Annotated in this window: 9 protein-coding genes; 2 read left to right on the forward strand and 7 right to left on the reverse strand. The window is 55.1% G+C overall.

From position 1 onward, the window contains the following. Positions 1–23: 23 nt before the first annotated feature. Positions 24–1,493: a ribulose-bisphosphate carboxylase large subunit gene (locus C8R21_RS05660; protein ID WP_166636952.1), complete on the reverse strand. Its 1,470-nt coding sequence runs from the start codon at positions 1,491–1,493 to the stop codon at positions 24–26. A 141-nt stretch (positions 1,494–1,634) separates the two neighbouring features. Between C8R21_RS05660 and C8R21_RS05665 the strand changes: the two genes are divergently transcribed. Continuing rightward, positions 1,635–2,561 (forward strand): LysR family transcriptional regulator, encoded by a 927-nt coding sequence (locus C8R21_RS05665; protein WP_107761826.1) that lies wholly within the window; start codon positions 1,635–1,637, stop codon positions 2,559–2,561. 86 nt (positions 2,562–2,647) lie between these two features. On the opposite strand, the gene C8R21_RS05670 is transcribed toward C8R21_RS05665, so the two are convergent. Beyond that, positions 2,648–2,950, reverse strand: a complete 303-nt coding sequence (locus tag C8R21_RS05670) for a hypothetical protein (protein ID WP_107761827.1) — start codon at positions 2,948–2,950, stop codon at positions 2,648–2,650. Positions 2,951–3,317: 367 nt separating this feature from the next. Here C8R21_RS05670 and C8R21_RS05675 point away from each other — a divergent pair, with 367 nt between their 5' ends. Continuing rightward, on the forward strand, positions 3,318–3,464 hold the full coding sequence (locus tag C8R21_RS05675) for a type II toxin-antitoxin system RelE/ParE family toxin (protein ID WP_219906616.1): 147 nt from the start codon (positions 3,318–3,320) through the stop codon (positions 3,462–3,464). An 80-nt stretch (positions 3,465–3,544) separates the two neighbouring features. On the opposite strand, the gene C8R21_RS05680 is transcribed toward C8R21_RS05675, so the two are convergent. From C8R21_RS05680 to C8R21_RS05700, 5 genes are all read right to left on the reverse strand, one after another. Beyond that, on the reverse strand, positions 3,545–6,718 hold the full coding sequence (locus C8R21_RS05680; RefSeq protein ID WP_107761828.1) for a multidrug efflux RND transporter permease subunit: 3,174 nt from the start codon (positions 6,716–6,718) through the stop codon (positions 3,545–3,547). Beyond that, entirely contained in the window at positions 6,715–7,923 is a 1,209-nt protein-coding gene (locus tag C8R21_RS05685; protein WP_107761829.1) for an efflux RND transporter periplasmic adaptor subunit, read from the reverse strand. The genes C8R21_RS05680 and C8R21_RS05685 overlap by 4 nt, the downstream gene beginning before the upstream one ends. 120 nt (positions 7,924–8,043) lie before the next feature. Further along, positions 8,044–9,468, reverse strand: a complete 1,425-nt coding sequence (locus C8R21_RS05690; protein ID WP_107761830.1) for an efflux transporter outer membrane subunit — start codon at positions 9,466–9,468, stop codon at positions 8,044–8,046. Next, positions 9,465–12,581: an efflux RND transporter permease subunit gene (locus C8R21_RS05695; protein WP_107761831.1), complete on the reverse strand. Its 3,117-nt coding sequence runs from the start codon at positions 12,579–12,581 to the stop codon at positions 9,465–9,467. Before C8R21_RS05695 ends, C8R21_RS05690 begins: the two co-directional genes overlap by 4 nt. 34 nt (positions 12,582–12,615) lie before the next feature. Beyond that, on the reverse strand, positions 12,616–13,857 hold the full coding sequence (locus tag C8R21_RS05700; RefSeq protein ID WP_107761832.1) for an efflux RND transporter periplasmic adaptor subunit: 1,242 nt from the start codon (positions 13,855–13,857) through the stop codon (positions 12,616–12,618). Between the last annotated feature and the right edge of the window lie 64 nt (positions 13,858–13,921).

Consider the following 13,921-nt stretch of genomic DNA (forward strand, 5'->3'; position numbering starts at 1 on the left):
GATGTGGTTTCTCCTTGATACGATTAAACGCTGGCGGTTTCGCTCGGCACGAAGTCGGCGGTGTCGGTGGATTCATAGTTGAAGGTGATATCCTTCCACGTTTCCAGCGCCTGCTTGAGCGGCGTGCACCACCTGGCGGCTTCTTCCAGAATCTTGGGGCCTTCCTTCACATAGTCGCGGCCTTCGTTGCGTGCCAGTACCATTGCTTCCAGCGCAACGCGATTGGCAACCGCACCGGCTTGAATGCCCTGAGGGTGCCCGATGGTACCACCGCCAAACTGCAGTATCACGTCTTCGCCGAGATAATCCAGCAATTGGTGCATCTGCCCGGCATGGATACCGCCCGAAGCAACCGGCATGACCTTGTTCAGTGAAGCCCAGTCCTGCTCGAAGAACAGCCCATGCTCCAGGCTTACCGGCGTATGGCGGTCGCGCAGGGTATCGTAGAAGCCCTTGATCATGAGCGGATCGCCTTCCAGCTTGCCCACCACGGTGCCTGCGTGGATGTGATCCACGCCTGCCATCCGCATCCACTTGCAGATGACGCGGAAGTTCATGCCATGGTTCTTCTGACGGGAATAGGTGGAGTTCCCGGCGCGGTGCAGGTGCAGGATCATGTCATTCTTGCGTGCCCACTTCGCCATCGACTGGATCGCGGTGTAGCCGATCACCAGGTCGATCATGATGATGACGGAGCCAAGGGACTTGGCAAATTCCGCGCGCTCGTACATGTCTTCCATGGTGCCAGCGGTAACGTTCAGGTAGTGACCCTTGACTTCACCGGTAGCAGCGGAGGCCTTGTTGACCGCTTCCATACAGTACAGGAACCGGTCACGCCAGTGCATGAAGGGTTGCGAGTTGATGTTCTCGTCGTCTTTCATGAAGTCGAGACCACCCTTGAGTCCTTCATATACCACGCGGCCATAGTTGCGGCCGGAGAGGCCCAGCTTCGGCTTGGTGGTGGCGCCGAGCAGCGGCCGGCCGAATTTGTCGAGCCGCTCACGCTCAACGACGATACCGGTTGCGGGACCCTGGAAGGTCTTCAGATAAGCCACGGGGATGCGCATGTCTTCGAGACGCAGTGCTTTCACCGCCTTGAAGCCGAACACGTTGCCGATGATGGAAGCCGTCAGGTTGGCAATGGAGCCCGGCTCGAACAAATCGAGGTCATAGGCGATGTAGGCGAAATACTGAGCTTCGGTCTTGGTACCGGGACCTGTATTAGGCACCAACTCTGAACGATAGGCCTTGGCGCGATACAGTTCGCAGGCGGTCAGACGGTCGGTCCATACTACTGTCCAAGTGGCGGTGGAAGATTCGCCGGCGACAGCGGCGGCGGCTTCCTCATGATCTACCCCTGCCTGGGGTGTGATACGGAACAAGGCGATGACATCCGTATCTTTGGGCACATAGTCGGAATCCCAGTAGCCCATTTTCTTGTACGGAATTACGCCGGATTTGTAGCGTTCCTTGCCGGTAATTTCTTCACTCATGTCAGTTCTCCTCATAGGGGTAGTTAAAGGTGCTACGGAAAGAATTGTAATGGGTATTACTATAAATAACAGTCACGTGTTTTGATTGTTATGATAACATTTTACTTATATGTTTTCACTCTCCATGAACCATGAGGCAAGATGCTGCATATTACGCTGCGGCAGTTAAAGGTCTTTGAATCGGTTGCTCGCCACCTGAGTTTTTCCCGTGCGGCAGAGGGTCTGCATCTTACCCAGCCGGCAGTCTCCATGCAGATCAAGCAACTGGAAGACACTATTGAACTTCCGTTATTCGAGCAGATGGGCAAGAAAATCTATCTGACCGACGCGGGACGCGAACTTTATCATTACAGCCGTGCCATCTCCCAGCAACTGGCAGACATGGAACTGGCGCTCGATGAACTGAAAGGGCTGGAACGGGGCAGGCTCAATATTTCAGTGGTCAGCACCGCCAACTATTTTGCCCCACATCTACTGGCCAAGTTCTGCCAGCGCTACCCGGATATTACTGTCAGCCTCAACGTATCCAATCGTGAAATAGTGCTCAAGCAACTGTCCGACAATGTAATCGATCTTGCCATCATGGGTCAGCCGCCGGAAGACCTGGATATTGCAACCGAATCATTCATGGAGAATCCCCTGGTTGTCATCGCTCCGCCTGAGCATCCGTTATGCAAGGTGCGGAGGATTCCAGTCAAGCGACTGGAGCAGGAAACATTTCTTGTGCGGGAGCCAGGATCCGGCACACGCGGCGCGATGGAGCGTTTTTTCGCATCACACCATATTTCACTCAACAGGGGAATGGAAACCGACACCAGCGAGGCAATCAAGCAGGCGGTCCAGGCCGGTATGGGTCTGGGCATCACCTCGTTGCATACAGTGGAACTGGAACTGGAAACGAAACGGTTGAAGATTCTCGATGTCGAGGATTTTCCCATCATGCGCTACTGGCATATCGTTCATCGAAAGCACAAGCGGCTCTCCAGCGTTGCACAGGCATTCCAGGAATTTCTGCTGAAAGAGGCTCGCGGATTGATGTCACACAACAGGGCTGACGCCTCATTTTGACTGCGGGACTAAACACCACCCCAAGCCTTAGCCGACAGAGTAAAAATACTGTCGGCTAAGGCTTCGAATAAATTCCTATACGCCAGCTATTTTTTTTGTCTATATTCCTGTTCAAAGCGCTCATGCATTTTACTCACCATTTTGTGCAGGTTTCTCATTTCATCGGGTTCAAGCTTACCATTATGGTTTTTGTCGTTTTGGTCAAACATCCACTCGTGGTGTTTCATGAATTCTTTTTTACTGACACTACCATCTGCTTCTCTTTTCATCACAGAAGCATCGCTTCCTCCTTCATGTTCACTTGCATTGGCACCAGTTGTGAGACTGCCCGTGGCTATTAAAAAAGGAACGATTGCAATAATGAGTCCCATTTTTCGTTTTTGTGACATGGTGATGTCTCCTTGATTAAATCCATCCAATAGTGGCTACCAAAATCACGAATCGCAAATTCCTGCGATAGTCTCTGAAAGAAAGGCTCTGAAAGACTACGCTATCTTCAGTTTAGGCCAAAATGCCCTTGATGTCAGTTGGGCGAGATCAGCAAATACCAGGTAAAACTTATGGCGTGACAGGGCCGGCCTTTCTTCCCGCAGTTAAGATCTGGGCTCGCTAGCCTCGCACTGCTCAAGAATCCAGGTCTAGCTGTAAGGTATCCGGAAGCTTCATCCTTTTGCCTCATCCTGCTCTCGCATTTTGATACCGCGCTTTTCATTAGAATTGTCTTTTTTCATTCCTTAGATAGTGTAGGTACGGCGGGTGGCTTTTGCCTTCGATCCAGAACGAAGAGCCATTGTGCTTATCGCAGGCGATAAATCAGGGGGAAGTGAGAAGCGATTTTACAGACAGCTAATCAGGAAAGCGGATGCAGAACTCCCTGGAAAACCCTCAGCCTCAGGCGACTAGAGAGTAAATTCATCTACGTCAGCCTCCAAGAACGGAAGGCTGCCGGTGCACATATTACATATGCCGTTCGTTCCGCATGCTCACTCGTTTTCAACGGTGGAAGGAGGATTACCCGATGTCGCATGGGACGCTCCAACCCCTGGTTGCCCGCGCTGACGTGTCATTTTTCTTATCACTACAAAAAAGAGGGGTACGAAAAAGATGGCAAGAAAGGTCGCGGCCAGCATTCCCCCGAAAACACCCGTCCCGATGGAATTCCGGCTGGCGGCGCCTGCACCGGAAGCGACAACCAGCGGAAACACACCCAGGATAAAAGCCATGGAAGTCATGATAATGGGACGGAAACGAAGCCGTGCCGCCTCGAGCGCGGCGTCAAGCAAAGGCTCTCCATCCGCATACCGCTGATTGGCGAATTCCACGATCAGGATCGCGTTCTTCGCGGACAACCCGATCAATGTCACCAGCCCGATCTGGAAATAGATGTCGTTGGTCAATTCACGAACCCAGATGGCCAGTAGTGCGCCTAAAATTCCGAACGGGATTGCAAGAATCACTGCGAACGGAACTGACCAGCTCTCGTAAAGGGCGGCCAGTACCAGAAAGACCATGAGCAGGGCGAAGGCGAATACCAGAACCGATTTCCCTCCTGCCTGGCGTTCCTGGAAGGATATTCCGCTCCAGTCGATCGTATAACCTTTTGGTGTCAATACCTCATCTGCGATCTGTTCCAGCGCATCGAGCGCCTGCCCCGAGCTGTAGCCGGGGGCGGCGCCGCCCAGCACGAGTGCGGAATTGAATCCGTTGAAGTGGGTGACGGGATCAGGCCCGCTGGTGAATTCGGTGGTGATCACCGAATTGAGCGGAATCATGACGTGGCCTTTGTCGTTCTGTGCACGCACGTAAATCTTCTCGATGTCCTCCGGGTTCGATCGGTACTCCGGCAGAGCCTCCGTCTGGACGCGATAGATGCGCCCATATTTCACGAAGTCGTTGACATAAAGGTTACCGAAATAAGCCTGCATGCTGTCGAAGACTTCAGAAATCGGTACACCCAGGGCTTTGGCGCGTTCCCGGTCCACGCGAGCGTAAAGCCGGGGCGCACTTACGCGAAAATTGGTGCTGGCAGCGGCGATAGCAGGATGTTCCACGGCCTTGGTGATGAACTGCTGGGTAATCTCGGCAAACTCTGTGAAATCCCCTCCGCTCGGATCCTGTACTTGCAGGGAGAAGCCTCCAGTGGAGCCCAGTCCCCGGATGGATGGGGCATTGAAGGCAAGAATCAGCGCTTCCGGTATCTTTGCAAACTCCTGGAAGGCGGATGCGATAAGGCCGGTGACATGCTCCCCGGCACTCTTGCGCATGTCCCAGGACTGGAGCGGAACGAACATCGTCGCCTGATTCGCCCCCCGTGTGCCGAACACGAAGTTCTGCCCGGCCAGCGCATCTGTTGAGTGTACCGCTGGAATCGACAGGAAGTATTGCTCTACTTTGCTCAATACATCAATCGTGCGTTCCTTGGAAGCTCCATCCGGCAACTGGACAACGGTAATGAAATAGCCCTGATCTTCTTCCGGGAGAAAACTGCCGGGAACCGTTCTGAACAGGCCAAGGAGGACGAATATCATGACGGCAAAAATGCAGAGGGCGATCATGGATCGTTTCAATATCATCCCGACGCCGTTTGTATAGCGTGTCTGCATCCAGTCAAACGACCGGTTGAACAGCTTCCAGTACTTTGCGGGCTCCCCATGCCCCGGCTTGAGAATAAGCGCACAGAGCGCGGGACTCAGAGTAAGCGCCACGAAGCCCGATATCGCAACGGACAGGGCGATGGTAATCGCAAACTGTTTGTATAATTCGCCGGTGATTCCACCCAGAAAGGCGACCGGAACAAACACCGCCCCCAGCACCAGGACGATGGCAATGACGGGGCCCGCCACTTCATCCATGGCGATCCTGGCCGCCTCTTTGGGGAGCAACCCCTCCTGCATATGCCGCTCGACATTTTCCACCACGACGATTGCATCATCCACCACGATCCCGATTGCAAGCACCATGCCGAACAGAGTCAGGGTATTGATTGAAAACCCAAGCGCTGCCATCCCCGCCAGGGTTCCGATCAGTGAAATAGGAACCGCGACTGCTGGAATGATCGTCGCTCTCCAGCTTTGCAGAAAAACAAAAACGACCAGTATGACAAGGAGCGTTGCTTCGATCAGCGTCTTCAGGACTTCCTTGATGGAAACGTCGATGAATATGGTAGTGTCATAGGGTATGTCGTAGGAGACACCCGCTGGGAAACTGCGCGCGAGCTTGTCCATTTCCTGGCGCACCCGGTGAACCGTATCGAGCGCGTTGGCGCCGGGGGCAAGAAAAGTCAGAAGAAAGGTGTTGGGCTTTCCGTTCCATCTCCCTTCGAGATCATATGATTGCGCGCCCAGTTCCACTCTCGCTACGTCCCGCATTCGCACCATGGAACCATCGGGATACGCCCTTACAATCATATCCTCGAATTCCTTCACTTCACTCATGCGACCCTGGGTAATGACCGGAATGGTAAGCTCTGTTCCCTTGGGTGAAGGCTCCCGCCCTACTCTGCCAGCAGGGAAATCCCGGTTCTGCTCGCGTACCACAGCCGCGATATCGGTGGGAGTGAGGTCCAGTTGCGCCATGCGGACAGGATCCAGGATCAGCCGCATGGAGTAATTCTGGCTGCCGAAGATAATTGCATCCCCTACGCCCGGAAGGCGCTTGATGTTGTCAAGAACCCGCAGCAGCGCGTAGTTCGAGAGGTAAATGGTATCGTGCCGTGGGTCGGAAGAACTCAGGGCAATGACCGCCAGAAGATCAGGCGATGTTTTTTTCACGGTGATACCCTGGCGCACGACTTCGTCCGGAAGTTGCGGTTCGGCAAGGCGCTGCCTGTTCTGTGTCTGGACCTGCGCGATATCCACGTCCGTTCCGATCTCGAACGTGAGCTTCATGGTCATATGTCCGTCGTTCGAGCTGGTGGATTCGTAATAAAGAAGATTATCGATACCCGGAAGCTGGACCTCGATGGGGCGCGCGACGGATTCCGCAACAACTTCTGCGCTCGCCCCGGGGTAATCGGCGTCGATCTGCACCATGGGTGGCGTGATTTCCGGGAACTGCGCGATCGGCAGGCTTCTCAGCGCAACGAGCCCCACCACGACAATAATGATGGACAGGACGGACGCGAAAATTGGACGATCAATAAAAAAGCGGGAGTTCATGACGATTTCCTGCTCATTTCACTCGCGGAGCGATCCTCTTTGTAGGGGATGGCCTTCACCGGGTTTCCTGGCTGGATCCGGTGTAATCCTTCCACAACCACTTGCTCGCCTGGGCGAAGGCCGTTTTCGATCAACCAGTCTTTGCCATGCCATGAGCTCGCTGTGACGGGTCGAGACTGCGCCTTGCTCTCGGCATCGACGATATAGACGAAGGAACCCTGGGGTCCCAGTTGCACAGCCCGTTGCGGAATCAGGATCGCCTCTGTCCGGATATATCCCTTGACACGGACATGAACAAATTGCCCCGGATAAAAATAGGATTGTCCCGGAGAAAAACCTCCTTCCGGGTTCGGAAACGTGAATCTTCCCTCCAGCGTACCGGTTTCCGGTCGTATGGATACGTCGGAGAAATCAAGCACGCCTTCCTGCGGGTACACGCTTCCATCGGAAAAGGTGATCACTCCCCGCAACTGGAAAATATCCGGCCTTTGCACTTTCTTCTCCGCCAACTCACGCCGCCTTCTGAGAAGATAGCTTTCGGGAACATTGACATTAACGTACATGGGATCAAGCTGGTCGATGGTGGTCAGCAGGGTTGTCTGGGCGGATACCAGGCGCCCTTCATAGAAATGGCTGCGTCCTATCCGTCCGTTTACCGGGGCTGTGATGATCGTATTGTCCAGATCGAATTTCGCCCTGATCAGGTCACTTTGCGCCGCCTCCAGCCCTGCTTTGGCTGCCAGTGTTTCCGCGACTGCGTCATCGACACTCTTGCGGCTGACAGCCTGTTCCTCGAGCAGCGGTTTTACGCGCGCTTCTTCCTGCTCTGCCTGAACGACGCGGGCCTGGGCCTGCGCGACCCTCGCCTTTCCGCTGAAATAGTTCGCCTCGAAGGGCACCGGATCGATCAGGTAAAGTTTGTTGCCCTTCTTGACATTCGTCCCCTCTGTAAAAAAAACTTTCTTGATTATTCCCGTTACCTGCGGGCGAATCTCGACGGGACGAAAAGCCTGTGTTTGCCCGATAAACTCAGGCTCGTCGGGAACAGTTTGCGTGGTGACGGTAATCACCTCCACTTCGGGGACAGCTTGGGGAGGAGGGGATGCTTTCTGGGAACAACCGGCAAAGGAGATCAGGATGAGTCCGGCGCCTAGAGCGGCGACAGATACGCCGCTGGAAAGGAACCACGGGCGAGACAGATTCATGTACGTCTCCTGTCGGCTGCGGAAAAGGGAGGAGCAACAATAAGCTGATTGAGGGTGATGATAATCTTTATTTTTTTATGGCGGGTCAGGTTTCGGATCGCCAGACTGTTCCCAATGCCGTCAGACAGGCGTCCATCCGCCGCCGAGCGCCTTGTAAAGCTGGACCACGGATATCAGATGGAGGCGGCGGGTTGCCGTAAGCGCAAATTCGGCATCGAACAGGTTACGTTTGGCCAGCAGCACGTCCACGTAACTGGTAATACCACCCTTATACCGCAGATCGGCGATATGCAGAGCCGAGCGCAGTGCATTCACCTGCTGTTCCTGCGCCTTGCGCTGCTCGTTGGCGGTGCTTACCGCGATCAGGGCATCCTCGACTTCCCTGAAGGCGAGCAGTATGGTTTGTTCGTACTGGGCAAGCATCTGCCTGGCCTGTGCTTCCACTGCGCGCTGCTCCATCCCCAAGGCTTGCGCGTTGATCAATGGAACAGCCAGACCCAGTCCGCCTACCCCGAATTCGCTCCCTGAAAGGAGGAGATTGGACAGCGCCGGACTTGCCACGCCCAGGAAACCGGTAATATTGAGCTTGGGAAATCGCGCCGCCTTGGCTGCGCCAATCCGGGCGGTTGCCGCTGCAAGGGTTTGTTCCGCCTGCAGGATGTCGGGGCGGCGCTGCAACAGTTCGGAAGGAAGCCCGGCTGGCACCTCTGGCGCTAGCAACTGCTCCGTGAGAGAGCGTCCCCGTTCTATCGAAACCGGATTTCTACCCACCAATACACTCAGTTCGTTTTCCTTCTGGGCAGTCAGCCGTTGCAGTTCTGCCACCCGGGTGGCTGCATTCGCGCGCTCAGCTTCGAACTGGTCGAGGTCAAGCCTGGAAATGACTCCTCCCCGCAGTTGGGCTCGCGCAAGCGCCACCGACTCCTCCCATGAGTGCAGGGCATTGCGCGCAATACCCATCTGCATATCGAATTGCAGGAGATCGAAATACGCCTGCGCTACCGAACTTACCAGGGTCAGGACCACAGCGCGCCGGTTTTCTTCCCGTGCCATCAAGTCAGCCAGGGCGGCTTCGTTCGAACGGCGAATGCGACCCCAGATATCAATTTCCCAATTCAGGGTCGCCTGTCCGAAATAGCTGTAAGGTGTGGGAAATCCAGGGAACTTGAATCCTCCAAGGGTTCCGAAAGCAGGTGCATTGGCATTTGCGTCCATCTTGGGAAGGAAATCCATGCGTGCAGTAGCAAGGCGTGCCTCCAGCTCTTCAACGCTTGCTACCGCCTGCTTGAGATCCTTGTTCTGGGCCAGCGCGAGACGGATGAGCTGTTGCAGTTGATTATCATGCAGCAATTCCCACCAGGACAGGTTCGCAATGGATTGCCCCTCCGTCTGCGCCATGCGAAACTTTTCGGAGGTTTCGACATGAGGGCGAATATAGTCAGGTCCCATTGCGCAGGATGCAAGGAGCAGAGTCGAGAGCAACAACCCCATCCTGCTCCGCAGGCGCTCTCTCATGCCACGATGGCTCGCCACGATGTTTTTCATGATGTTTCCTGCGACAGGTTTTCGACTGGCCTACCTTTATTTTTGCGCGAAAGCCACGTAAAAAACAAGGGAATAAATATTGTTGCAACAAAAGTGGCAAGCAGCATTCCCCCAAACACGCCGGTCCCCATGGAGCGACGCGCGGCAGCACCTGCCCCCGTGGCGATCAGCAGCGGCACGATACCCAGCACAAAAGCCATGGACGTCATGACGATGGGCCGGAAACGCAAACGCGCCGCTTCAACCGCTGCCTGTGCCACAGGCAGACCCTCAGCCATTTTCTGCGTAGCAAACTCGACGATCAGAATGGCATTTTTTGCAGCGAGGCCGATGAGCGTGATCAGGCCGATTTGAAAATAGATATCGTTCGGCATGCCTCGGGTCAAAACGGCAAGCAGGGCGCCCGCAAGAGCAAAAGGCACCGCCATGATAACGGCGAGCGGCAGGGCCCAGGTCTCGAACTGGGCAGCAAGAATGAGAAATACCATTATGATCGCGAAGCTGAAGGCAAAAATTGCGGCTGAGCCGGTCCGCTTTTCCTGATAAGCCTGTCCCGTCCACGCAATCTGGTAGTCATCGGGCAAATTTTTTGCCGCAATCTCCTCTACAAGCCGGATAGCGTCGCCTGAACTCACCCCAGGTGCGCCGCCTCCCAGAATCTTTGCGGCAAGGAGGCCGTTGTAGCGCTCGAGCTGCTCCGCGCCCACAATGGTGCTGAGTTTGCTGAGGGCGGACATGGGTACCATCGCGCCGGATTGTGAGCGTACATACACTCTGCCGAGATCCTCGGGATGCATCCGGTATTGCGGTTCTGCCTGCATTTGCACCCGGTAGGTACGACCGGAGTAATTGAAATCGTTGATATACAGCGAACCCATCGTACTTTGCAGCGTGGCGTAAATGTCCGCGATTCTCACTTGCTGAGAAATCGCTTTTTCCTCATCCACTTCAATGAAGAATTGCGGCACGGTGGGACGGAAAAAGGTATTGATGCCGGCCAGCCTCGGTTCCTGGTTCAGTGCAGTGATAAGGTTGTTCACCACTGTGGATAATTGAACCGGATTAGCGCCCCCACGGCTTTGCACATAGACTTCGAAGCCGCCTGCGGTTCCCAGCCCGCGGATGGTGGGCGGGTTGAAGGAGATCGCGATTCCATCCGGCTGCTGCATTCCGATACCCATCAGCTTCTGGATGATATCCTCCGCTGTTGCCTTCCGCTCCGACCAGTCCTTGAATGCGACGAACATGGTAGCAGAACTGGTTTTATTTCCGCCACCGATCAGATCGAAGCCGTTTACAACGAATTGATGGGCCACGGCTGGATCATCCGCAATCCCCGCTCGCACCGATTCCGCGGTTTTTGTTGTTCTAGCCAGTGTGGCGCCATCCGGCAGGATGGTTGCGGTGACGACATAGCCCTGATCTTCCGGCGGCACGAAACTCTCCGGTACTGTTTTGAACAGATAGGCCGATAAGACAATGATACTTAGGAATACGAAGGCACCGATAACCTTATGGCGCAGCGTGATATTGACCATGCGGATATAAAAATTCGTCACCCGCTGAAAACCGCTGTTGAACGCAAGAAAGAACCGGGATTCACCGTGGGTATGCTTGAGCAGAATGGCGCACAAGGCAGGCGTCAAGGTCAGTGCCACCAAGCCGGAAATGGTTACCGCCACGGCGACGGTGACTGCGAACTGGCGATACAGTTCGCCTGCGATTCCCCCCATGAATGCAACCGGCACAAATACGGCGCACAGTACCAGGACAATCGCAACCACCGCGCTTGCAACCTGTTCCATGGAGCGAATGGCAGCTTTCAGCGGCGGCAGCTTCTCTTCGTCCATCAGCCGCTCGATATTTTCCAATACGACGATTGCATCATCCACCACAATGCCGATGGAAAGCACCATGGCGAAAAGTGTAAGGGTGTTGATGGAGAAGCCGAATACCCACAATCCGGCGAAAGTGCCCACAAGGGAAATGGGCACGGCAATAATGGGAATCAGCGTGGCGCGCCAGCTTTGCAGGAACAGATAAACAACCAGCAGAACGAGCGCCATCGCTTCGCCGAGCGTCTTGACCACCTCCCACATCGAAGCTTTGACGAACAGACTGGTATCGTACGGCACCACGTAGTCCATTCCCTCCGGAAAGTGTTTCTTCAGCTCTTCCATTTTGGCGACCAGCGCGTTTTTCGTGTCGAGCGCATTCGCCCCGGGTTGCAGGAAGACAGGAATGCCGGCGCCGGGCTGACCATTCAAGGCCGTGCGAACATCATAGCTTTGCGCCCCCAGCTCAATACGGGCGACATCCTTGAGGTAGAGGACCCCGCGCGGGCCATCCGCCCGCAAAATGATATCGCCGAACTGTTCAGGTGTTATCAGCCGACCCCTTGCATTTACGGTGTAAATCAGTTGCTGATCAGGCGGAGCCGGTTCCTGACCGATCTTGCCGGCAGCATATTGCGCGTTCTGCGCCTGGATAGCGGCAGTGATGTCCGTGGTAGTCACGCCCAGTTGGGCCATGCGATCGGTATGCAGCCAGATGCGCATGGAATAATCCTGGCCGCCAAAGACAGTGGCATCACCCACTCCATCCGTACGTCTCAGCTCATCCATTATGTTGAGCGTGGCATAGTTGCTGAGATAGAGCGGATCATATTTGCCTTTCTCGGCCGAGATCAGCATGAAAACTATCAGGATGTCGTTGGAGCGCTTCTCAATTTTCAGGCCGGTGCGGCGCACTTCATCCGGCAGTCGTGGTAGCGCGACGTTTACGCGGTTACTGATATTGAAAGTAGCCTGATCAACGTCCGTACCGACCTCGAACGTTGCAGTAATGGTCAGCGTTCCGCTGGAGTCGGCGCTTGAACTGAAATACAAAAGGTCCTGAACACCGCTCAATTGCTCTTCGATGGGGGCGGCCACTGTTTTGGTCAAGGTTTCAGCGCTGGCGCCGGGATAGGTCGCGGTTATCAGCACGGTAGGGGGCGCGATCTCCGGATACTGCGCAATGGGGAGCTGCAATGCGGCGGCGAGTCCGGCAAGGACGATGATAATGGAGATAACCGACGCAAATATCGGTCGCAGAATAAAAAATCTGGTCATGATTTATCCGGCGGTTTTCCGCCCGGTTTTTTGCTCAAACGGCTTTGCCGGAACCGGAATCCAGCGGGGCAGGGGACATTCCCGGTGCTTCTCCGGGCGGGTGAGGGGAAACGGGCGAGCCGGGACGAAGCTTGATGATGTTATCGACAATGACTTTATCGCCGGCTTTGAGTCCGTCAAGGATTACCCAGTCCGTACCCATCCACTTCCCGGTAATCACCGGCTGCAGAGTCGCTTCGTTTTTTTCGTTGATCACATACACTGACTGACCGCGGTCAGACGTCTGTATTGCGCTCTGCGGGACGAGGAATACACCGTCACGCTGGCCAATGACCACTTTCGCCCTGACAAACTGTCCCGGCAGCAATCGCTGTCCGGCATTTTCGAACGTGGCGCGCAGTTGTTGCGTGCCCAGCAGCGGGTCGATCTGACTGGCAGCGAAATTCAGTTCCCCTTTCTTTTCGTATTCCGAGCCGTCCGGCAATATCAAAGTCACCTGTTTTACTTTTTTCTCGGTCAGGGGACCACCGAGCTGCGTTAGTTCGTTACTCGACAGGCTGAAACGCACCCAGATCGGCGACAATTGCACCAGCGTGGTCAAAAGGCTGTTGTTAGCTTCCACCAGCGCGCCTTCCGAAAACTGGAAGCGGCCCGAAATGCCGTTGACCGGAGCGGTTACAGAGGTATAGGAGAGGCTGAGTTCCGCATCGCGCACGCGCACCTCGGCCTGCTGGAGCGCGGCATGCGCAATCGCGTTATCGGAGACCGCGTTATCATACTCGCGCTGGCTGATTGCCTGCGTATCCAGCAGGTCTTTCAGGCGTTTTTCTTCGCGCTCGGTCTGAATGATGCGGGCTTTCTGTTCTGCTAGTTGCGCCTTCGCCTGAGCAAGCGCATATCGGTAGGGTACCGGATCAATCAGAAACAGAGACTGACCCGCTTTTACCGCTGCGCCTTCCTCATACAGGCGTTTGAGCAGAATGCCCCCCACGCGGGGACGTATTTCGACCTCCTTGGCGCCTTCGGTCTGGGCCACGGCTTCGGCGCTGATGGGTACGCTGGTAGGTTGAACCTCGATTACACTTACGGGAAGGGCCGGTGGATGAGGGGGCGTTTCAGGCTTCTTGCCACAGCCCGGCACCGTAACGATCAGGACGATGCCCGCGGCAATGCTTATGGCAAGCCGCATGACCGCGTGCAGCAGGCCGGGCGTTTTTCTCTGGCTGAACATTAAAGAGTTGCCGGGTTTACTTTTATAATCCTGCGTGGCTGTCATCATGCTCCGTGCAGCTAAATTTGGAACTTGCATACATACGTGTATGTATGTAAATTATAAACCA

It is taken from the genome of Nitrosospira multiformis, from assembly GCF_003050865.1.
Lineage (GTDB): Bacteria > Pseudomonadota > Gammaproteobacteria > Burkholderiales > Nitrosomonadaceae > Nitrosospira > Nitrosospira multiformis_E.